Here is a 20,157-nt window from a genome sequence, read left to right as displayed (position 1 = left end):
CGCCGTCGTCGTGCGCTGCCGGCACCCGCTCCCGTGCCGCGGCACCTCAGTAAGTAACCTTGCGGATTGTGGGTGCAAAGCCGTGCCCCGCTCCTACACTGCCGTCATGGGCCAGACGCTGCTCTTCGGGATCATCGCCTCGAGCGCTCTCATCATCGGGGCGCTGATCGGCGTGCGCTTCGAGCTCCCGAAGCGCGTGCTCGCCATCCTGCTGTCCTTCGCCGCCGGCGCCCTCATCACCGCGCTGGCCTTCGAGCTGTTCGAGGACGCCTACGAGCGCGGGGGCCTGATACTGGCCGTGATCGGCCTGTTCGCCGGTGCCGTGGTCTTCACGGCTCTCAGCGCCCTCCTGGACCGCTGGGCGCAACCGGGACCGGCCTCGGAGGACGCGGAGAAGCAGCAGGGCAGCGCCAAGCTGGACACCGACGCCGCCGCGGACGAGAAGGCGCCGACGTCCGCCTCCACCGGCGGTGCCGCCGGTCTCGCCCTGCTGGCCGCCGTCACCCTCGACGGCGTGCCCGAGAACGTGGCGCTCGGTGTCTCGCTCACGGAGGGCACCGGTGGGCTGGCGCTGCTCGCGGCGATCTTCGTGTCCAACCTGCCCGAGTCCCTGGTCGGCGCGGCCTCGATGCGCGAGCAGGGCATGTCGAGGGGCAAGGCCGTCCTGCTCTGGACGGTCTGCGGCGTGCTCCTGGTGGTGGCCGTCCTGGTCGGCGCAGGGCCGCTGGCCGGCAGCGACCCCGAGACGATCTCGTTGCCGCTGGCCTTCGCCGCCGGCGCGGTGATCGCGTCCCTGGCCGACACCCTGATGCCGGAGGCCTACGAGCACGGCGGCCCGGCGGTCGCGCTCAGCACCACGGCGGGCTTCGCGCTGTCCTTCGCGCTGTCCCTGGCCTGAGAGACCCTCGCCCGTCACGGACGCCCGACCGCGCGTCTCATTGTTTGCAGGTGCACATTCCGTGGCAGAGTCGGTCCGTGAGGACCGAGGAGAAGCGCATCGCGCTGCTGATCGACGCCGACTTCACCCCGCTCGTGATGCGGCTCCTCACCGAGGGGGCCAAGGTGTACGGTCTCGGCCAGCGGCAGACCTCCGAGTCGTTCATCAACTCGTGCTCCCAGTTCACCTACGTGGAAGGACTCGGCGAGTCGGTGCCCGAGGGTCCCGGGAATCCGGTCACGGCACTCACCCGGGTGCCGCAGCAGAAGCTGCGCGGCGACGACCGTCTCGTGCAGATGCTCCGCAGCGCCGTCGACGCCGGGGCGGGGAGGACGGGTGGGCCAATCCTTACGGCGGTGGGTCACCAGATCGGCAACCAGGCGTCCTTAGAACCAGGCCGTGTTCGTCCGGGACAACCGCCGCAAGTGAGAACCGAGGGTGCACACAGTCAGGCAAGACGACCTGTGTGCACTGCCGCTCCTCCGCTCAACGCCGGGTCCCCAACATGCGCGCAAATCCCCATGCCAAATCCGGGGGACTCGCGCGCATGTTGGGGACTCGGCGCGACCGCGCGGGGGCGAGGGTCAGAGGGCCGGCGGGGCGTTCAGGTCGCGCGCGCTGAAGGTGTCGCAGGCGTTCAGGTCACCGGTGCGGTAGCCGGCGTAGAACCACAGCTGCCGCTGGGCGGAGGCGCCGTGGGTGAAGTTCTCCGGGCTGACCCGGCCCTGGGTGGTCTCCTGGATCCGGTCGTCGCCGATGGCCGAGGCGGCGTCGAGGGCCTGGTCGAGCTCCTCCTGGGAGATGTCGCCCAGGTCCACGGCCCCGGAGGCGTCCCCGGCGGCGCCGCCGGCCCACAGCCCGGCCAGGCAGTCGGCCTGCAGCTCCACGCGCACGGCGCCGGACTCCGGGCCCTGCGGGTCCTGCTGGGCGTAGCCGAGGGTGCCGATCTGGTTCTGGATGTGGTGGCCGAACTCGTGGGCGAGCACGTACTCCTCGGCCAGCGGGCCGCCCTCGGCGCCGAACTGGGTCTGCAGCTCGTCGAAGAACGCGATGTCGAGGTAGGCGGTCTCGTCGGCGGGGCAGTAGAACGGGCCCACGGCCGAGGACGCCGCGCCGCAACCGGTGTCGGTCTGTCCCTCGAACAATTCCACGCCGGGCATCACGTACTGCTCGCCCGTGGCCTGCGGCAGGTAGTCCTCCCAGAACTGGTCGAGGCTCTGCGCCGTGGCGATCATCCGGCAGTCGGTGTACCGGTTCGCGTCCTCGCCCGTCCGGCACCGCTCCGCACGCTCCTGCTCCACGGAGGACTGCGACCCGGTGTCCTGCTCACCCCCGCCGGTGATCGCGTCGATGCCGTCCTGGCCGAAGAGCAGCCCCACGACGAGCAGCAGCAGCCCGCCGCCCAGTCCTCCGCCCACGGCGATCCCGCGTCCCCGCCCGCCGCCGCTGCCGACGCGCGAGGCGTCCAGCTGGGAGCTGTTGTCGAAACTCATGACCGAAGTGTAAGCCGTCTGATGGTGGTGCGGCGGTCGGCGCTCAGTCGAAACCGCGGGCGGCGAGGGCCTCACCGGTCCGCTCGGCGTAGGCGATGGTGGAGATCACCGCCGGGGTCACGAGCCGGACCGGGTTGGGGCGCAGGCCGCGGGCGCGCATGGCGTCCCGGAGCTCGCCCACGGCGCCCACGATGAAGGGGATCGAGCGCAGCATCAGGGAGATCGCCAGGCCGATGCGCTCGGGGTCCGCCCCGACCAGCCGCACCGGCGAGCACAGCCACACCACGCCGTCGAGCAGCTCCGGCAGGGGCGTGGTGTGCATCAGGACCCGGGTGAGCACGAGGAAGACGACAATGGTCAGCACCACGTCGGCGGCCATCGCCGGCCCCGAGGTCAGCACGTGGTAGACGGCCAGCAGGACCAGCACGGGCAGGGCGGGCGCGATGCCCCGCCACCACTCGCGGACGCCGATGCCCGCGGCCGAGCCGGCGACCGTCAGAAGCGCGGCCAGTGCGGTCGGCACCGGCCACGAGGGCGAGAGCACGACGGCCAGGGTCACGGCGACGACGCCGAGCGCCTTCGCCCAGAGCGGGGCGCGGTGCAGGATGCCGGTGCCGGGGGAGTAGCTGCCGAAGAGGTCGGGGCCCCGGCTCACGGGCGGTCCTCCTGCGGGAAGCCGTGCGCGCACCACCGCTCGTAGGCGGGGACGACCTCCTCCGGGGGGCCGTCCGCGATCAGGGCCCCCGCGTGCAGGACCAGGACGCGGGGCGCGGTCGCGGCCAGGCCCAGGTCGTGCGTGGAGATCAGCAGCTGGTGCGGCAGCCCGTCGAGCAGCCCCAGCAGGCGCCCCCGGTTGCGCAGGTCGAGCAGGGTCGTGGGCTCGTCGAGCACGAGCACCTCGGGCTCCACGGCCAGGACGGCCGCGAACGCCGCCAGCTGGCGCTCACCGCCGGAGAGGTCGTAGATGCTGTGCTCGGCCCGGTGGCCGAGGCCCACGCGCTCGAGCAGCTCGAGCGCGGCGCGCCGTCGTCGTCCCCGGGGCACGCCGGTCCCGCGCAGGGACAGCTCGACGTCCTCGACCGGGGTCGGCATCACCAGCTGGGAGAGGGGGTCGGTGAACACGAAGCCCACCCGCCGCCGGGCCGCGCGCACGTCCCGGCCCACGTCCGTGCCGTGCACCGTGACCGTGCCCGAGGACGGGCGGACGAGACCGTTGAACAGCCGCAGGAGGGTCGACTTGCCGGACCCGTTGAGGCCCACCACGGCCACCCGCTGCTCGTCCAGGCGCACGTCCAGGTCCCGCAGCAGGGTCAGCTCACCCGAGGAGGTGGGCGCCGTGACGGTGACGCGGGAGCACACGAGGGCCGCGGCCCCGGAGGTTCCGGGCACGGGTCAGCGCGTGCCCGCGATCCGGGGGAACGCCTTGTGCACGCCCACGGCGATGACCGCGGCGAGCACCACCTTGAGCAGGTCGCCGGGCCAGAAGACGAGGTCGGCGAGGAACGCGTCCTGGAAGGGCAGGCGCGCGTTGACCACCAGGCCGAGGATGCCGCCGATCCGGATCACCACAAACCCGGCCAGGGCCGCGGCCCCCAGCCGCAGGGTGTAGGTGCCGGTCCGCTCGTAGCGGGCGTTCGTGGCGCCGCCGTCGTTGGCCCGGCGGGCCGGGATCAGCCACTGGGCCACGTAGCCGGCCGCGGCCGCGGCGAACGGGAAGGCCAGGATGTAGCCCGCCGAGGGGCCGGCGAGCACGCCGAGCCCGCCGCGGAAGCCCGCGAAGACCGGGACGCCGATCAGGCCGACCAGGACGTACAGCGCCACCGCCAGCAACCCGCGGGTGCCGCCCAGGACCAGTCCGGTCAGGAACACGGCGAGGGTCTGCAGGGTCAGCGGCACCCCCGCCGCGCCCAGGGGGATCCCGGGCAGCACGGACAGGGCGGCGGTGAGGGCGGCGAACACGGCGATGTTCGCGAGGTCCTCGGCGGTGATGGCGCGGCGGCGTTCGACGTTGGTCATGGCTCCCAGACTAGGGCTTGCGGCCCCCGGCGGCGGAACCGGTGTCCTCGACCTCCGCGGTCCGCGCGACGCCGTCGGCATCGTCCTGCCGGACGGCGTCGCGCTCGGTGGCCCCGAAGCGCCCGCCCAGGGCCTGCTGGTAGCGCATCCGCTGGTACTTCCAGCGCTCGGCCATCGTGGCCTTGGACTCGACGCGGTCCTTCTGGTTCACCGGGTCGGGGCCGAGCACCGGGTCGTCGCCGACCTGGTAGCGGCTGGACCAGACCTGGACGACGGCCCACGCGACGGCGGTGTACGGCACGGCCAGGATGGCGCCGAAGATGCCGCCGACCAGGGTGCCCACGGTCAGGGCGAGCAGCACCATGAGCGCGTGCAGGCTCAGGGTCCGGCCCATGATGATCGGCTGCAGGATGTTGCCCTCGATCTGGTTGACGATCACGACGACGACCACCACGGCCAGCGCCACGCCGACCCCGTTGGTGACCAGGGCCACGAGCGCGGCGATGATGCCCGCGACGGTCGCCCCGACCACCGGGATGAAGGCGGTGACGAACACGATGACGGCCAGCGGGACGGCCAGGGGCACGCCGAGGACCAGCAGCGCCGCCCCGATGAGCACGGCGTCCACCGCCGCCACGAAGGCCGTTCCCCGGACGTAGCCGCCGAGCACCTGGGCGCTGCGGTCCACGGACTCCGCGAGCTTGGCGCGGCGCTCGCCGCGGAACCAGCGCAGCGTGAAGTTCCACATCTTCTCGCCGTCCTTGAGGCAGAAGAAGAGCACGACGATCATCAGCACCAGCCCGGTCGCGAACTCCGTGGCCGCGCCCAGGCCGGTGAGGGCTCCGCCCGCGAAGGAGCCGCTGGTGACGAAGTCCCCGGCCTGCTGGACGGCCGAGTCGATCGCGGCCGTGTCGACGGGGATCGGCCCGGACTGCACGAGGCGCTGCAGCTCGATCCAGCCCTCCTGCGCCGAGGCCGTCAGCGTGTCCCACTCGCTGCGCACGGCGAACACGATGCCGGTGAGCACGCCGCCGACCAGGGCCAGGATCCCGAGGAAGGCCGCGAGGGTGGCCAGCAGGTTGGACCACCCCCTGCGCTCGAGCCACTTCACGGCCGGGCCCACGGCGGAGGCGAGGATGAGCGCCACGAGCACGGCGATCAGCACGACCTTGACCTGCAGCAGGACCCAGAGCACACCGACCACCACGGCGGCGACGAGCAGCGTCTGGGCGGAGCGGGAACCGGCGCGGCCGAGCGAGTCCGCCCAGGGGCCGACCGCGGGGGCCAGCGCCTGGGCGGTCTCCTCGATGCCGGCGGGCTCGACCCCGGGGCCCATGGCGGGGACCGCGCCGGTGCCGGGGTCGGCCTGGCCGCCGAGCAGGCTCTCCGCGTGCAGCGGTGCGGTGGACGAGCCCCCGCCGGGGCGGCGTGGTGGTTGTTCCGGTCGGGACGACGTGGCCATGCGGGACTCCTCGGGGAAGGCGGCGGTCGGGGGTGCGGCCGCGCGACGACGACGGCTCTCGCCCCAACCCTAAGGCGGCTGACGGAAGGGTGTCCACCGGCCGGTGCCGCATCGGCCCCGGTCAGGCGCGGCCGTCCACCTCGAAGACGGCGGTCAGGACGTGCCGGCGGCGGGCGGCGACGTCGTGCATCAGCGCGGGGGCGTCGTCGAAGGGGACGACGTCGCTGACCAGGTGCTCGCGGATCGCACCGGAGTGGGCGGCCAGCAGCCGGGTCGTCTCCGCGGAGAGCCGCTGCCGGTCCCAGGTGTGGGCGAGTCCCCGGGGGACCCGCCCGATCTGCGCGCACCGCAGGCTGAGCCCGTTGTGGTGGAACTCCTCGCCCAGCCGCACCGCGTCCGCGCCGGCCGTGTAGAACGCCAGGTCGATGACGCTGCCCTGCGGACGGACGGCGCGCAGCGCGGCGTGCAGGGCCTCGGGCTTGCCGCGGCACTGGAACACGACGTCCGCGCCGTGGTCGCCGGGCCCGTGCCGCCAGCGGGTCTTGAGCACCCGGCCGGGGTCGTCGTCGAGGTCCAGGGGGAAGAACCCCATCTGCTCGGCGAGCGCCCGGCGGCGCGGGTCGGCGTCGGCCACGGCCACCTCGCGCGCGCCGAGGACGCGGGCGAACAGGGCTGTCATCAGTCCCACCGGGCCGGCGCCGGTGACCAGCACGAGGCGCCCGGAGACCCCGTCGCCGAGCTCGCGGACCGGTCCGGCGTCCGCCGCGGCGTGGAGCAGGCCGTTGGCGCAGATCGGGCCGAAGTGGGCCACGAAGACGCCGAGCAGGGGGTCCAGCTCCGCGGGGAGCGGCACGAGGTGCTCCGTGAGCGGATCGGCGACGTGGGCGGTGGCGTGGCCGTACGCCGTGGCCAGCACGTCACCGGCCCGGAACGCCGGCGTGCGGGACTCGGCGACCCGGGCGACCTCCATGTAGCCCAGGCGGCGGACCGGGTAGCCCTGCTCGGCGGCGCCGGGGCGGAACAGCCCGAGCTCGGTGTCGTGCCGGGAGTGCAGCCCCGGGTGGTCGCCCTTCACGAAGGCGAGCTCCGTGCCCGCGGACAGCCCGGTGACCAGCGTCTCCAGGAGCAGCCCGCCCTCCGGGACCTCCGGCAGCTCCTCCTCGACGATCTCGATCCGGTTCCGGGCGGGCACGACGAGGTTGCGGCGCGCGCTCACCGCTCCCCCGCCGGTCCCCGGCCGTCCGGCCTCCACCCCTCGCCGTCGGGGCCCTGTTCCTCCGGGGCCTCCGCCAGGGCCACGGGCAGGCCGGTCCTGGCCGACTCGGCGATCGCGCACGCGAGCCGGTGGGTGCGCAGGGCCTCGCCGTAGGGCGCGCGGGTGGACTCGCGCTCGCCGCGCACCGCCTCGAGGAACTCCCGGTCCACGGTCACCCGGGGGTCCTCGGCGGGGGTGTGCTCGGTGCGGTCCTGCGCGCCGAAGGCGGTGAGGCCCTGCTCGGACAGCTCCAGGTACAGCCCCCGGCTCACGGTGTGCAGGGCGGCCCGGTGCTTGGCCGCGAGCGCCGACGTCGCGGCGAGCGTGGCGACGGCCCCGGAGCGGAAGCGCACGGTGGCGGCGGTGGCGTCGTCGACGTCCCCGTAGTCCTGCGGGGCCCCGTCCGGGGCCTTGCGCACCCCGGCGGCGTACACCTCGACGGCCTCGCCCAGCAGGAACCGGGCGGTGTCCAGCACGTGGGTGAGCTGCTCGACGACCTGGCCGCCCGAGCGGTCCATCCGCCCCCACCAGGGCACGGGCGGGCGCTTGTCCAGCCAGTAGCCGTTGGCCAGCAGCGGGGGAGCGTCCACGAGCAGCTCCCGGGCCAGCGCGGCCGTGTCGAGGCAGCGCCAGTGGTAGCCGGTCCCCGTGACCACGCCGCTCTGCTCGACCCGCCGGCCGATCTGCTCGGCGATCTCCAGGCCGAGGCCCACGGGCTTCTCCACGAACAGCGCCTTCCCGCGGTCGAGCGCCGCGAGCTCGGCGGGTCCGTGGGCGAACGGCGGCACGCAGACGTAGACGGCGTCGGCCTCCACGGTGTCGAGGGCCTGACCGGGGTCGGTGAACGCCGGGACGTCGAGCTCGGCGGCCAGGGCGGTGGCGGCGGGCAGGTGCGCGTCCGTCACGCTGACCACGCGCGCCCCGCCGAGCCCGTGCAGCACGTCGACGTGGCGCCGGGCCACGGAGCCGGCCCCGACGAGGGCGATTTTCAGTGTCATGCGGGATTCTCCTCGAGCAACCGGTCGTACAGGTCCAGGTAGCGCCGGGCCATGCCGGCCGGCGTCCACTGCTCGGCGGCGTCCCGGCAGGCCTGCGGGTCGATCGCGTCCAGGTCCTGGAGGTGCCGGGCGAGCTCGTCCTCCGCGGCGGCCAGGAAGCCGGTGCGCCCGTGCTCCACCAGGGAGGGCAGCACCCCCCGGGGCGTCCCGACGACGGGCACCCCCCGGGACAGCGCCTCGACGACGCCGGTGGCGCCGGGTTCGGCCCAGCGGATGGGCGTCAGCAGCGCCCGGGCCGAGCGCAGCAGCCGCTCCTTGTCCTCGCCCGCCACCCCGCCCACCCAGGTCACCGACGTCCCGTCCACGAGGGGCCGGACCTCGTCGAGCCAGTACCGGACGTCGGGGTGGGCGCGCAGCGCCTCGTCGCCGTCGGCGAGCCGCCGCTCCAGCTCCTCGGGATCGTCGATGCCCGCCACGGGGCCGGCCAGCACCAGCGGGAGCCCCGCCCGTCGGCAGACCCGGGCGGCCACGTCCTGACCCTTGTCGGCGGTGATCCGGGCCAGCACCAGCGCGTGCTCGCCCGGCGGGACGTCGACCTCGAGCCCCGGCGGCGCGGCCAGCGGGACCACGCCCAGCGTCTGCCGCCGCAGGTTGGCCGGCGCCCGCTCGAGCTGGGACGCGGAGACCGCGGCGAACCGCACCCGCCCCCGGCCGTCGAACGCCTCGTAGAACTCGGCGTGCTTGCGCAGGTCCCAGTGCAGGGTCTGCAGCACCGGCGGGGCCGCGGCGCCCATCGCGCCCAGCACGGACGGGCCCACGACCTCCAGGTGGTCGTGGACGAGGTCCCACCGTCTCCGCTCCTGCAGGGCGTCCACGAGGCCCTGCATGTGGGCGTGCGCGATGCCCGACACCCGGTTGTAGGGCATGGCGATGGAGCGGAAGGCGGGCTCCTCGAGGGGGCGGATGTAGTCGTCGGCCTCCAGGGTGCTGGGGCCCACGGTCGCGAGCGTGACGTGGACTCCCGCCCGGCGCAGCTCCGGGACCAGGGTGGCCACCACCGTCTCGATCCCGCCGTACCCGGACGGGGGGACCGGCAGCCAGGGACCCGCGTTGACCAGCACCCGCAGGCGGCTCATGCGGCGCGGCCCGCCGGGACCGCCGTGTACTCGGGGATCTCCGCCATGGGCGGGCGCTCGCGGACACTGATCTCGTGGGTCTCGTCGAGGAACCGGTCGCCCTGGCGCAGGAACTGCGTCAGGGACCCGCCGCTCTGGCCCAGGGGTCCCTCGCAGCGCAGCCGCGCCTGGACGGTCAGCTGGATCTGCGCCGCCATCCGGGCCAGCGCGGCGTCCGAGGAGTTGCGGTGCGAGCGCACCCCCAGGTCCACCTGCGCCATCGCGTCGAGACCGACCGTCTCCAGGACGTCGATCAGCATCGCGATCTCCACGCCGTAGCCGGAGACGAAGGGCACCCGCTCCAGCAGCTCCCGGCGTCCGGCGTACTCCCCGGCCAGGGGCTGGACCAGGCCGGCCAGCTGCGGCCAGAACAGGTTCAGCAGGGGGCGCGCCACGAGCTCGGTGACCCGCCCGCCGCCCGCGGGCAGGACGGTGACGCCGTCGTGCAGGGGACGGTCGTAGCAGCTCTTGACGAACTGCACACCCGGCTCGGTCAGCAGCGGCCCGAGCAGGCCCACGGCGAACCCGGCGTCGAACTCGCGCAGGTCCGCGTCGATGAACGCCAGCACGTCGCCGGAGGTCACGGCCAGCGACTTCCACAGGGCCTCGCCCTTGCCGGGGATGTTGCCGTGGGCGGGCAGGATCTCGTCCTGGCGGTGGACCCGGGCCCCGGCGGCCGCGGCGACCGCCGCCGTGCCGTCGGTCGAGTCCGAGTCGATGACGACGAGCTCGTCGATCAGCGGGACGCCGTCCATCAGCTCCTGCCGGAGCGCGGAGACGATGGTCCCCACGGTGCTCGCCTCGTCGCGGGCGGGCAGGACCACGCTGACCGTGGTGGTGCCCTTCCGCTCCACCAGCTGCTCGGATGTCCACTGTCGGCCGTTGTAGGTGCGGGTGGCGAACCACTCCCGGACGTCCTGTCGCATCGCACTCGCTTCCGCCGGTGGTGGGCAGTCGTAAATCACTTGCTGATCCGAGCCGGACACTACAGAGCGATTCCCCGCGGTGGAAGACGTAGGGAGTGGACGTGGGCCATTGTGTCGCGCCGCTCGCCCCGCACGGCGCGCCCGCGGTTCCCGGCCTCGGGCGCGGGCCTGCGCCATCATGGGAACGAGCCGGGCCCCGTCCCGGAGCCCGTGACGAGAGGTGCCGATGAACCCGCCGAGGACGACCCCGGGACCGGACAGGCGCCGCCTGGTGCTGTGGCGCCACGGCCGGACGTCCTGGAACGTCCAGGACCGGGCCCAGGGCCAGGCCGACATCCCCCTCGACCCCGTGGGCCGGCGCCAGGCCCGGCGGGCCGCCCCCGCACTGGCCTCCTTCGAGCCGGCCTTCGTCTGGTCCAGCGACCTGGACCGGGCACGCTCCACGGCCCGGGAACTGGCCGTGCTGACCGGGCTCGAGGTGCGCCTCGACGCCCGGCTGCGCGAGTACGACGTGGGCATCCGCCAGGGGACCACCTTCGCCGAGTTCCGCCGCAGCCACCCGGAGGTCTACGAGCGCTTCTTCGCCGAGGAGAACTACCGGGTGCCGGGCGCCGAGCTGCCCTCGGAGGTCGACGAGCGGATGACCGCGGTGCTGGGCGACGCGGCGGCGGCCCTCGGGGAGGGGCGCACGGGCGTGCTCGTCGGCCACGGCGCGGCGCTGCGCAGCGGTCTGCTCGCCTTCTTCGACGCCCCGCCCCGGATGCGCGAGATGTTCGCCGGGATGGCCAACTGCGCGTGGACGGTCCTGGAGGAGCACCCGCAGCGCGGCTGGCAGATCGTCGACTACAACGCCCGCACCCTGCCGGGCGCCTCCTCGGCGCTCGCCGACGAGATGCCCCCGCACCACGTGAGCAAGGACGCGCCCGCGCCTCCCTGATCGGGGTGCCGTCGTCGGAGGCGAACCGGTAGAATGGTGCGGTTGCCCGTTCGGGCGCACGCCTCCCCGCACTCCCTCCGAAAGGTCTCCTCCGTGATCACTGTCCAGAACCTCGAACTGCGTGCCGGTGCGCGGCTGCTCATGGACGAGGTCAACTTCCGGGTGGACAGGGGGGACAAGATCGGCCTGGTCGGGCGCAACGGCGCCGGCAAGACGACGATGACCAAGGTCCTCGCGGGGGAGACCCTGCCCGCGGGCGGGACGGTCACGCGCACGGGGGCCATCGGCTACCTCCCGCAGGACCCGAAGGTCGAGGACATGGAGCAGCTGGCCCGGGACCGCATCCTCTCGGCCCGCAACCTCGCGGGCGTCGTCGCCCGCCTGCGCCAGGCCGAGCAGGACATGGCCTCCGAGGAGGACGCCGTGCGCAACAAGGCCATGCGCGGCTACGACCGGCTCGAGTCGGAGTTCCTCGCCGGCGGCGGCTACGCCGCGGAGTCCGAGGCCGCGACGATCACCTCCAACCTGGACCTGCCCGAGCGCATCCTCGACCAGCCGCTGCGCACCCTCTCCGGCGGTCAGCGCCGCCGCGTGGAGCTGGCCCGCATCCTGTTCTCGGACGCCGACATCATGCTCCTCGACGAGCCCACGAACCACCTGGACGCCGACTCCGTGGTGTGGCTGCGGGACTTCCTGAAGAACTTCCAGGGCGGGCTGCTGGTGATCAGCCACGACGTCGAGCTGATGGAGATGGTGGTCAACAAGGTCCTGTACCTGGACGCCAACCGCTGCGTCATCGACCTGTACAACATGGGCTGGAAGAACTACCTGCTGCAGCGCGAGCAGGACGCCCACCGCCGGAAGCGCGAGTACGCCAACGCGGAGAAGAAGGCGACCGCGCTGATGGACCAGGCCAACAAGATGCGCGCCAAGGCCAGCAAGGCCGTGGCCGCCCAGCAGATGATCAAGCGCGCCGAGCGGCTCATGAACGGCCTCGAGGGCGAGCGGCAGGCGGACAAGGTCGCGAACATCCGCTTCCCGAAGCCCGCCGACTGCGGCAAGACCCCGCTGACGGCCCGGGACCTGTCCAAGTCCTACGGCTCGCTGGAGATCTTCAACGACGTGGACCTGGCGATCGACCGGGGCTCACGGGTGGTCATCCTCGGCTTCAACGGCGCCGGCAAGACCACGCTGCTGCGGATGCTGGCGGGCGAGGCCCAGCCGGACACCGGTGAGGTGGTCCCGGGGCACGGCCTCAAGCTCGGCTACTTCGCCCAGGAGCACGACACCCTGGACCCGGACCGGACGGTGCTGGAGAACATGCGCTCCGCCGCCCCCGACCTCGCCGACACGGAGGTCCGCAACGTCCTGGGCTCGTTCCTGTTCCAGGGCGACGACGTGTCCAAGCCGGCCGGGGTCCTCTCCGGCGGCGAGAAGACCCGCCTGGCGCTGGCGACCCTCGTGGCCTCCTCCGCCAACGTGCTGCTGCTCGACGAGCCGACCAACAACCTGGACCCGGCCTCCCGCCGGGAGATCCTCAACGCGCTGCGCACCTACGAGGGCGCGGTCGTGCTCGTCTCCCACGACGAGGGCGCGGTCGAGGCCCTGGACCCCGAGCGCGTGGTGATCCTGCCCGACGGCACCGAGGACCTGTGGAGCCAGGAGTACCAGGACCTCATCTCCCTCGCCTGACGGCGGGCGCCCGGCGGGCGCGGCCGGAGCCGGCAGGGACCCGGCGCCACAGTGGCCGGACACGACTCGGCCGGGAAGGAATGACGTGGACACCTCGCTCCGTGAGCGGATCCGCGCGGGACTGCGCCAGCACGACCTCGAGGAGGTCCGTGACCGGGTCCTGCAGTGGGCCCTGCCCGAACAGGTGGACCTGCTCGAGCGCCTCCCACCGTCCGAGCGTGCCGTGGTGTACCGGCTGCTGCCGCGCGAGACCGCCTTCCAAGCCTTCGTCCGGCTCGACACGCCGCTGCAGGGGGAGCTGCTGACCGCCCTGCGGGCCGAGGAGGTCCACGGGATCGTGGCGGAGCTCGACCCGGACGACCGGGTCAGGCTCCTCGACGAGCTGCCGGCGACCGTGGCCCGCGCGCTGCTGGTGGACCTCTCCCCGCAGGAGCGGGACGCGACCGGGCTGGTCATGGGCTACCCCACCGGTTGTGTGGGGCGCAGGATGAGCCCCGAGTTCGTTGCCCTCGACGGCCGGATGACGGTGGACCAGGCCCGGGCGGCGGTGCTGGAGCGCACCGACGACGCCGAGACCGTCTACGCCCTGCCGGTCCTGGACGGGCAGGAGCGCCTGTGCGGGGTCGTGGGGCTCCGTCGCCTCCTCGCCACGGACGGGTCCGCGCCCGTCGCGGACATCCTCCGCGAGGCGGTGACCGTGGAGGCGCACGCACCGGTGGAGGAGGCGGCCCGCCGGTGCGCGGACGAGAAGCTCCTCGCCCTGCCCGTGGTCGACGGGACGGACCGGCTGGTGGGCATCCTCACCTTCGACGACGCCCTGGACGTCCTCGAGGAGGCCGAGTCCGAGGACATGGCCCGTTCGGGCGGCGCGGAACCGCTGCGGCGGCCGTACCTGTCGACGCCCGTGCGGTCCATCGTCCGCTCGCGGGTCGTGTGGCTGCTGGTCCTGGCCGTCGGCGCGACGCTCACCGTCCGGGTGCTCGAGGTGTTCGAGGCCACGCTGGAGCAGATGGTGGTGCTGAGCGTCTTCATCCCGCTCCTGATCGGCACGGGAGGCAACACGGGCAACCAGGCGGCGACCACGGTCACCCGGGCCCTGGCCCTCGGGGACGTGCAGGTCCCGGACGTGGGGCGCGTCGCCTTCCGCGAGGTGCGGGTCGGTGCGCTGCTGGGCGCCGCACTGGGTGCTGCCGGGCTCCTCGGTGTGGGCCCCCTCTACGGCTGGGAGGTGGGTGCGGTGATCGGTCTGACCCTGCTCACGGTGTGCGTGCTCGCCGCCACGGTGGGCGGCGTCATGCCCCTGGCGGCACGAGCCCTCAAGGTCGACCCCGCCGTGTTCTCCAACCCCTTCATCACCACGTTCGTGGACGCCTCCGGCCTGGTCGTGTACTTCCTCATCGCCTCTGCGGTGCTCGGACTCTGAGCCCGGGGCCCGCAGCCCTGGAGGAGCGCCGGCGGGCTACCGGCCCTGGCGCTCCAGGGCGTCCAGCATCGCGTCCTCCTCGTCCTCCCACGTGGGGCGGGAGCGCCGTCGCTGCGGCCGGGTCCGCATGAGCGACTTGAGGTGGGCGGGCATGTCGTCGGCCATCTCCAGCTGGCGGACGACGAGCTCCTCGTCGCCCTCGCCGATGTAGTTGCCGTCCTCGTCGTAGAACCTGGCGAGCCGCCGCTCCATCTCCTCGGCGAACTGGCGGTCCCACGCGTCGTTGCGCGCCTGCTGGCGGGCCGCGTAGCCGTAGGCCACGAAGAACAGGGCCGCGAACGCGTACCACTGCAGCGAGTAGGACAGGTGCGGCCCCGAGTCGGTCTCCGGCTCCGGGGACGGCGCGGGAGCGACCGCGGGCGCCGGGTCCTCGGCGAAGACCTCGCCGTAGGCCTCCGTCCCGATCGGCCGGTCCCAGCGCTCGCGCAGCTCCTCGAGGTCGATCGAGGCGATCTGCCCCTCGGGGGCGCCGCGGTCGACGGCCGGCTCCCCGGGCTGGAGCCGCGCGGTGACCGTCACCTGGCCGGGGGGCGGGGCGGGCACCTCGTCCGGCATCCCGTCGGCGGCCTCCCCGGTGGGGATCCAGCCGCGGTCGAGGACCACGATGTCCCCGCCCTGCGTGCGGAACAGGACGAGGACCTCGTAGCCGACGCGCCCGTCCTGCGGCCGGTTGCGTACCAGCACCTGGTCCTCCGGCAGGTAGCGGCCGGTCAGCTCCACGGAGTGCCAGGTGAGGCGTTCGTCGTGGGCGGCGAACTGCTCGGCGGCCTGCGCACCGGTCAGGGGCTCGGCGCGGTAGTTCTGCGTGATCTTGGCGTTCTCGCCGACGAGGTGGTCGTTGCGGTCCATCTGCCAGCCGCCCAGGTGCACCGAGACCACGGCGGCGGCGCAGGCCAGGAGGAAGAAGCCGAGCCACTTGCCGCTGAGCAGGAAACGGTAGGCGCTCATCCCCGGTCCTCCTGCGCCGGACCGGCGTCGGCCAGCGGGACGGTCTCCTTCCAGAAGCCGCGCGCGCCGAGGAACTGCTCGAGGTCGCCGCGGTGCTCCGGACACGCGAGCCACGTCTTGCGCCGCTCCGGCGCGTGGATGCGCGGGTTGTTCCAGCGGATCTGCCACGCGGCGTCCGCACGGCAGCCCTTGCGGGAGCACTGCGGGGTGTCGGGCCCGGCCGGGGGAGTGTCGGCGCCTCGCGGGGACAGCGATCCGAGCAGGTCGAACTCCACGGCGGTCGTGCTCCTCAGGGTCTGCGGTCGGGTCCCGGGACGGCCCGCGGCGGGCTCAGGCCGCTCCGCGGCGCCGGGTGGTGTCGTCCTCGACAGTAGCGGAGGAAGCCGGGTCCCCGCTGGGAGCGGCCGTGCTTCCGGCGCCCGGCGGAGCGGTGCCGTCCTCCCCGTGGCCGGTGACGAACTCGCCCTCGAGCACGAAACCGATCGCCGGTGGTGCGGCCTTCGGCGCCGGCTCGGGCGCGGCGGCCAGCGCCGGCGCGGCGGGCGGCTCGTAGTAGTGGCTCGTCCGGGTGGAGCGGTCGTTGCTGTTGGCCAGCAGCACCGCCATCCACGGCAGGACGGCCACGCCCAGGATCGCGACGCTCCGGACCCAGATGTTGTCGACCGCGACGAACACGACGAGGCACACGATGCGCAGGCCCATCTGGATGCTGTAGACCTTCATCCGGTGGCCCATGTCCTGGGTGTGCGGCTCCGCGGTGGCGGTGATGGAGTGGACGTCGTCCTGTCCGGCGGTCTCGCCGGTCGTGAGATAGCGCTTGGTCATGGTCCTCCCAACAGACGGTCAATTGTCTCACCGGGGTCTGACATCGAGAAGGCGGTCTCCGCGGGCTACCGGCCGGTCGCCCGCCCCGACCGGTACCATTGGGGGGATTTCTCCGCGGGCCCGCACCCACTTCCTGTCGCGGCCCGCGACCCACGACCGAAAGGCCTCCTTCCCATGGCAGACGAGCAGCGCAGCCCGGCCCCCCGCACCGTCCTCGTGACCGGTGGCAACCGCGGGATCGGGCGGTCCATCGCGCAGGCGTTCCAGGACGCCGGGGACAACGTGGCCGTCACCTATCGCTCCGGCGAGGCGCCCGAGGGCTTCTTCGCGGTGCAGGCCGACGTCACCGACTCCGCCTCGATCGACGCCGCGTACAAGGCTGTCGAGGCCGAGTTCGGTCCGGTCGAGGTGGTCGTGGCCAACGCCGGGATCACCCGGGACACCCTGCTGCTGCGGATGAAGGAGCAGGACTTCCAGGACGTCGTGGACACCAACCTCACCGGCGCTTTCCGCGTGGTGCAGCGCGCCGCCAAGGGGTTCATGCGCCTCAAGCGCGGGCGCGTGGTCCTGATCTCCTCCGTGGTCGGGCTCTACGGCTCGCCCGGGCAGGTCAACTACGCCGCGTCCAAGGCCGGCCTGGTCGGCATCGCCCGTTCCATCACCCGTGAGCTGGGCGGGCGCAACGTGACCGCCAACGTCGTGGCCCCCGGGTTCATCAACACGGAGATGACCGCGGCGCTGCCCGAGGACACCCAGAAGAACTACCTCGCCTCCATCCCGGCCGGCCGGTTCGCCGAGCCGGAGGAGGTCGCCGCCGTCGTGCGCTGGATCGCCTCCGACGAGGCGAAGTACATCTCCGGCGCCGTCATCCCCGTGGACGGCGGCCTCGGCATGGGCCACTGAGCCCTGCCGCCCCACGATCCCCGCACGTTCCACCGAAGGAGCACCATGAGTTCACTTGCAGGCAAGACCGCGGTCGTCACCGGGTCCTCGCGCGGCGTCGGCGCCGACACCGCCAAGCTGCTGGCCGGGGAGGGCGCCAACGTCGTCGTCAACTACCGGCAGAAGGCGCCCCGCGCCAACAAGGTCGTCAAGGAGATCGAGGCGGCCGGCGGCCAGGCCATCGCCGTCCAGGCCGACATGACCGAGCCCGAGGACGTCCGCGGCCTGTTCGCCCGCGCCGTGGAGGCCTTCGGCGGGGTGGACGTGCTCGTGCTCAATGCCTCCGGCGGCATGGAGACGGACCTCGGCGAGGACTACGCGCTCAAGCTCAACCGGGACGCGCAGAACGACACCCTCACCGCGGCGCTCGAGCACCTGCCCGAGGGCGGGCGCGTGGTCTTCGTGACCAGCCACCAGGCGCACTTCATCAACGACGTCGAGACCATGCCGGAGTACGTGGAGGTCGCGAAGTCCAAGCGCGCCGGTGAGGACGCCCTCACCGCACGCATCCCGGAGCTGACCGAGAAGGGCATCACGTTCGTGGTGGTCTCCGGCGACATGATCGAGGGCACCGTGACCGCGACCCTGCTGAACCGGGCCCGCCCGGGGGCGCTCGAGGAGCGCCGCGAGGCCGCCGGCAAGCTCTACTCCGTGCAGGAGTTCGCCGAGGAGATCGCCCGGATGGTCACAGCGGACGTCCCCACCGGGCACGTCGAGCTCGTCGGCGGCGCCGACGACTTCCTGGCGAAGGCCGGGCGCAGGTAGGCCCACGGCTCCCGACGACGAGAGCGGGGCGGTCACCTTCCGGGTGACCGCCCCACTCTCGTCCGTGCCGCCGTTCCTGCCGGGGGTGGCGGCGGGCCCGCGGGAGACGGACGATGGAGGGGACCACCACGGGAAGGACCGGGCCATGGGCGCACGGACCGTCGCCGAGCGCCACCGGTGGGCGGTGGAGCAGCTCGGCCTCCGCCCGGCGTCCCGGGTGCTCGAGTTCGGCTGCGGTGGCGGCGCGGCGGCGCAGCTCGTCCTCGGCCGGCTCTCCGGCGGGTCGGTGCTGGCGATCGACCGCTCGGCCACGGCCGTGGCGCGTGCCGCGGACCGCAACCGCACGGCCGTGGACGCCGGGGTGCTGACGGTCCGGCGCGTCGCGCTCGCCGACCTCGACGCTCCCGCCGGGTCCTTCGACGTCGCGTTCGGCGTGGACGTCAACGTCTTCTGGACGACCTCCGCGGAGCCCGAGCTGTCCGTGCTGCGGCAGGTGCTGGTCCCGGGGGGCACGCTGCTCGTCGCGTACGGACCCGGTCCGCGCCCGGACCGCCGGGCCGCCCTCCTGGAGCGGGTGCGCCGAGCCGTGGCCGCCCACGGGTTCGCCGACGCCGCGGTGCTCGAGGAGGACCGGGACGGCGGGGTGCGGGCGCGTGCCGGAGCCCCACGGGGCGGAGCCGCTGCCGGCGGCGCGAAACCGGCCGCAATGTGACGCCGTCCGCCCGCGGCGGGGCACATCATGGACTCCACGGCGCGAGGCCGTCCGCGCCTCGACCAGGAGCACCTCCGCGCGGTGCGGAGCCGAGCGAGGAGCCACCATGACCCCACAGCCCACCGGACGCCTCGACCCCGGCGGTCACCTCGTCCTCACGCGCACGTTCCGCGCCCCGGTCGAGGAGGTCTGGTCCGCGGTCACGGACGCCGGCCGGCTCGCCCGGTGGTACGGGACGTGGAGCGGGGACCCGGCCTCCGGGCGCGTCGAGGTCCTGATGACCGCCGAGGACTGGGACCAGCCCGAGCCCCTGCTGATCCGCCGGTGCGACCCGCCGCGGCACCTGGCGCTCACCCTGGGCACGGCGGCCGACGCCTGGCGCGTGGACCTCGACCTCCTGGACGAGGACGGCACGACCCTCCTGCAGCTCACCCACCGGTACCCGGACCCCGACGAGGTGGAGTCGGTCGGGCCCGGCTGGGAGTACTACCTGGACCGGCTCGTCGCCGCCGAGACCGGTGGGGAGCCGGACGCCGTCGACTTCGCCCGGGACTACCACCCCGCGATGTCCGGGCACTACCGGCCCCTCGCCGAGCAGCTCCGGGCCCGGGACTGACCCGCCCGGGCGGGCCTCACCCGGGTCCCGGGATCGGCCCCGGCCCGGTGGGACTCACGCCGGGTTCGGGCTCGCGATCTGGATGAGGTTGCCGCAGGTGTCGTCGAGCACCGCGGTGGTGTACGGGCCCGAATCCGTGGGCTCCTGGACGAAGTGCACCCCGCGCTCGCGGAGCCGTTCGTACTCCGCGCGCACGTCCTTGACCCCGAAGCTCGTGAACGGGATGCCGTCGGCGACGAGTGCGGCCTTGAACGGTCCCACGGCGGGGTGCTCGGAGGGCTCGAGCACCAGCTCGACGCCCTCGGGCGCCTGGGGCGAGACCACGGTGAGCCAGCGGGCGCCGCCGGCGGGGACGTCGTGCTTGACCATGAAGCCGAGCTTGCCGGTGTAGAACAGCAGGGCCTGCTGCTGGTCGTCGACGAAGACGCTGGTGTGGGTGATTCTCATGGGACGCTCCTTCTCGGGTCAGGTGGCGCGGGGCGCATCAGGAGCCGGCGTCGCCGACGCTGAACATCCAGTGGATGCCGAACCGGTCGGTGCACATCCCGAACAGGCCGCCCCAGGGCGCCTCCTCGAGCGGCATCGTGACGGCCCCGCCCGCACCCAGTGCCTCCCACCAGCCGCGCATCACGGTCTCGTCGTCGCCGCTCACGGAGACGGAGATGTTGTCCCCGACGGTCAGGTCCATGCTGTTCGGGGTGTCGGACGCCATCAGGACCATGCCGGTGCCGGTGGTGAGCATCGCGTGCATGACCTTGTCCTGCTCCGCGGGGTCGTCGCTGGCCCCGTACTCGCTGAAGCGGCTGATCGACAGCTCCCCGCCGAACACGGAACGGTAGAACGTCATCGCCTCCTCGGCCGTGTCCCGGAACGAGAAGTAGGGATTGAGCAGCATGGGCATGGTGGGGCCTCCGCGTCGATCGGTCGATGCCCCCATCATGACGCCGTCGGCGGCGCGGGGGAAGCAGCCCTGGG

At 73.5% G+C, this 20,157-nt stretch carries 22 protein-coding genes and 1 pseudogene; 9 read left to right on the top strand and 14 right to left on the bottom strand.

What is annotated here, in order from left to right; translation table 11 throughout:
* The first annotated feature begins 106 nt into the window (after positions 1 to 106).
* Both ACYVM4_RS06610 and ACYVM4_RS06605 read left to right on the top strand, forming a co-directional pair.
* Positions 107 to 898, top strand: a complete 792-nt coding sequence (locus tag ACYVM4_RS06610; protein ID WP_368819842.1) for a ZIP family metal transporter — start codon at positions 107 to 109, stop codon at positions 896 to 898.
* A gap of 50 nt (positions 899 to 948) precedes the next feature.
* A pseudogene (locus tag ACYVM4_RS06605) lies at positions 949 to 1,119 on the top strand (NYN domain-containing protein); the annotation flags it as partial.
* A gap of 402 nt (positions 1,120 to 1,521) precedes the next feature.
* Here the strand turns inward: ACYVM4_RS06605 and ypfJ are convergent.
* The 9 genes from ypfJ to ACYVM4_RS06560 form a co-directional block, all read right to left on the bottom strand.
* Positions 1,522 to 2,430, bottom strand: a complete 909-nt coding sequence (ypfJ, locus tag ACYVM4_RS06600) for a KPN_02809 family neutral zinc metallopeptidase (protein ID WP_460668022.1) — start codon at positions 2,428 to 2,430, stop codon at positions 1,522 to 1,524.
* 43 nt (positions 2,431 to 2,473) lie between these two features.
* Complete coding sequence (locus ACYVM4_RS06595) at positions 2,474 to 3,085, bottom strand: energy-coupling factor transporter transmembrane component T family protein (protein WP_460668021.1); 612 nt, start codon at positions 3,083 to 3,085, stop codon at positions 2,474 to 2,476.
* Complete coding sequence (locus ACYVM4_RS06590; protein ID WP_460668020.1) at positions 3,082 to 3,819, bottom strand: energy-coupling factor ABC transporter ATP-binding protein; 738 nt, start codon at positions 3,817 to 3,819, stop codon at positions 3,082 to 3,084. Before ACYVM4_RS06590 ends, ACYVM4_RS06595 begins: the two co-directional genes overlap by 4 nt.
* A gap of 3 nt (positions 3,820 to 3,822) precedes the next feature.
* Entirely contained in the window at positions 3,823 to 4,446 is a 624-nt protein-coding gene (locus ACYVM4_RS06585) for a biotin transporter BioY (protein ID WP_368819838.1), read from the bottom strand.
* Positions 4,447 to 4,456: 10 nt separating this feature from the next.
* Positions 4,457 to 5,908, bottom strand: coding sequence for an AI-2E family transporter (locus tag ACYVM4_RS06580; RefSeq protein ID WP_460668019.1), 1,452 nt, complete (start codon positions 5,906 to 5,908; stop codon positions 4,457 to 4,459).
* A 121-nt stretch (positions 5,909 to 6,029) separates the two neighbouring features.
* Positions 6,030 to 7,124: a zinc-dependent alcohol dehydrogenase gene (locus tag ACYVM4_RS06575; RefSeq protein ID WP_460668018.1), complete on the bottom strand. Its 1,095-nt coding sequence runs from the start codon at positions 7,122 to 7,124 to the stop codon at positions 6,030 to 6,032.
* Entirely contained in the window at positions 7,121 to 8,161 is a 1,041-nt protein-coding gene (locus ACYVM4_RS06570; RefSeq protein ID WP_368819835.1) for a Gfo/Idh/MocA family protein, read from the bottom strand. The genes ACYVM4_RS06575 and ACYVM4_RS06570 overlap by 4 nt, the downstream gene beginning before the upstream one ends.
* On the bottom strand, positions 8,158 to 9,297 hold the full coding sequence (locus ACYVM4_RS06565) for a glycosyltransferase (protein WP_460668017.1): 1,140 nt from the start codon (positions 9,295 to 9,297) through the stop codon (positions 8,158 to 8,160). The genes ACYVM4_RS06570 and ACYVM4_RS06565 overlap by 4 nt, the downstream gene beginning before the upstream one ends.
* Positions 9,294 to 10,262 (bottom strand): glucosyl-3-phosphoglycerate synthase, encoded by a 969-nt coding sequence (locus ACYVM4_RS06560; RefSeq protein ID WP_460668016.1) that lies wholly within the window; start codon positions 10,260 to 10,262, stop codon positions 9,294 to 9,296. The genes ACYVM4_RS06565 and ACYVM4_RS06560 overlap by 4 nt, the downstream gene beginning before the upstream one ends.
* Positions 10,263 to 10,488: 226 nt before the next feature.
* Between ACYVM4_RS06560 and ACYVM4_RS06555 the strand changes: the two genes are divergently transcribed.
* The 3 genes from ACYVM4_RS06555 (at position 10,489) to mgtE (ending at position 14,314) form a co-directional block, all read left to right on the top strand.
* Positions 10,489 to 11,199 carry a histidine phosphatase family protein gene (locus tag ACYVM4_RS06555; RefSeq protein ID WP_460668015.1) on the top strand — a complete coding sequence of 237 codons (711 nt, stop codon included), beginning with the start codon at positions 10,489 to 10,491 and terminating at the stop codon, positions 11,197 to 11,199.
* 93 nt (positions 11,200 to 11,292) lie between these two features.
* Entirely contained in the window at positions 11,293 to 12,891 is a 1,599-nt protein-coding gene (gene abc-f / locus ACYVM4_RS06550) for a ribosomal protection-like ABC-F family protein (RefSeq protein WP_368819831.1), read from the top strand.
* Between the two features lie 85 nt (positions 12,892 to 12,976).
* The gene (mgtE, locus tag ACYVM4_RS06545) at positions 12,977 to 14,314 is read left to right on the top strand and encodes a magnesium transporter (protein ID WP_460668014.1); all 1,338 of its coding nucleotides are present in this window, start codon (positions 12,977 to 12,979) and stop codon (positions 14,312 to 14,314) included.
* Between the two features lie 36 nt (positions 14,315 to 14,350).
* Here the strand turns inward: mgtE and ACYVM4_RS06540 are convergent, their stop codons facing one another.
* Genes ACYVM4_RS06540 through ACYVM4_RS06530 form a run of 3 tightly spaced genes read right to left on the bottom strand, consistent with a single transcriptional unit; the run spans position 14,351 to position 16,147 of the window.
* Positions 14,351 to 15,322 (bottom strand): SURF1 family cytochrome oxidase biogenesis protein, encoded by a 972-nt coding sequence (locus ACYVM4_RS06540; RefSeq protein WP_460668013.1) that lies wholly within the window; start codon positions 15,320 to 15,322, stop codon positions 14,351 to 14,353.
* Complete coding sequence (locus ACYVM4_RS06535; RefSeq protein ID WP_368819829.1) at positions 15,319 to 15,597, bottom strand: hypothetical protein; 279 nt, start codon at positions 15,595 to 15,597, stop codon at positions 15,319 to 15,321. Before ACYVM4_RS06535 ends, ACYVM4_RS06540 begins: the two co-directional genes overlap by 4 nt.
* Before the next feature lie 55 nt (positions 15,598 to 15,652).
* The gene (locus ACYVM4_RS06530) at positions 15,653 to 16,147 is read right to left on the bottom strand and encodes a DUF3099 domain-containing protein (RefSeq protein ID WP_460668012.1); all 495 of its coding nucleotides are present in this window, start codon (positions 16,145 to 16,147) and stop codon (positions 15,653 to 15,655) included.
* 174 nt (positions 16,148 to 16,321) lie between these two features.
* On the opposite strand from ACYVM4_RS06530, the gene ACYVM4_RS06525 reads away from it, so the two are divergent.
* The 4 genes from ACYVM4_RS06525 to ACYVM4_RS06510 all read left to right on the top strand — a co-directional run bounded on the left by ACYVM4_RS06525 (position 16,322) and on the right by ACYVM4_RS06510 (position 19,182).
* The gene (locus tag ACYVM4_RS06525) at positions 16,322 to 17,050 is read left to right on the top strand and encodes a beta-ketoacyl-ACP reductase (protein ID WP_368819827.1); all 729 of its coding nucleotides are present in this window, start codon (positions 16,322 to 16,324) and stop codon (positions 17,048 to 17,050) included.
* A 45-nt stretch (positions 17,051 to 17,095) separates the two neighbouring features.
* Positions 17,096 to 17,854: an SDR family oxidoreductase gene (locus ACYVM4_RS06520; RefSeq protein WP_368819826.1), complete on the top strand. Its 759-nt coding sequence runs from the start codon at positions 17,096 to 17,098 to the stop codon at positions 17,852 to 17,854.
* Positions 17,855 to 17,999: 145 nt separating this feature from the next.
* Entirely contained in the window at positions 18,000 to 18,566 is a 567-nt protein-coding gene (locus ACYVM4_RS06515; protein WP_460668011.1) for a class I SAM-dependent methyltransferase, read from the top strand.
* A 106-nt stretch (positions 18,567 to 18,672) separates the two neighbouring features.
* The gene (locus ACYVM4_RS06510; protein WP_368819824.1) at positions 18,673 to 19,182 is read left to right on the top strand and encodes an SRPBCC family protein; all 510 of its coding nucleotides are present in this window, start codon (positions 18,673 to 18,675) and stop codon (positions 19,180 to 19,182) included.
* Between the two features lie 54 nt (positions 19,183 to 19,236).
* Here the strand turns inward: ACYVM4_RS06510 and ACYVM4_RS06505 are convergent, their stop codons facing one another.
* Both ACYVM4_RS06505 and ACYVM4_RS06500 read right to left on the bottom strand, forming a co-directional pair.
* Positions 19,237 to 19,629: a VOC family protein gene (locus tag ACYVM4_RS06505; RefSeq protein WP_460668010.1), complete on the bottom strand. Its 393-nt coding sequence runs from the start codon at positions 19,627 to 19,629 to the stop codon at positions 19,237 to 19,239.
* A gap of 37 nt (positions 19,630 to 19,666) precedes the next feature.
* Positions 19,667 to 20,083: a VOC family protein gene (locus ACYVM4_RS06500; protein WP_368819821.1), complete on the bottom strand. Its 417-nt coding sequence runs from the start codon at positions 20,081 to 20,083 to the stop codon at positions 19,667 to 19,669.
* Between the last annotated feature and the right edge of the window lie 74 nt (positions 20,084 to 20,157).

The organism is Kocuria himachalensis (genome assembly GCF_054784195.1).
Note: the sequence above shows the minus strand (reverse complement) of the source record. Positions and strands in the feature narration are given on the sequence as shown.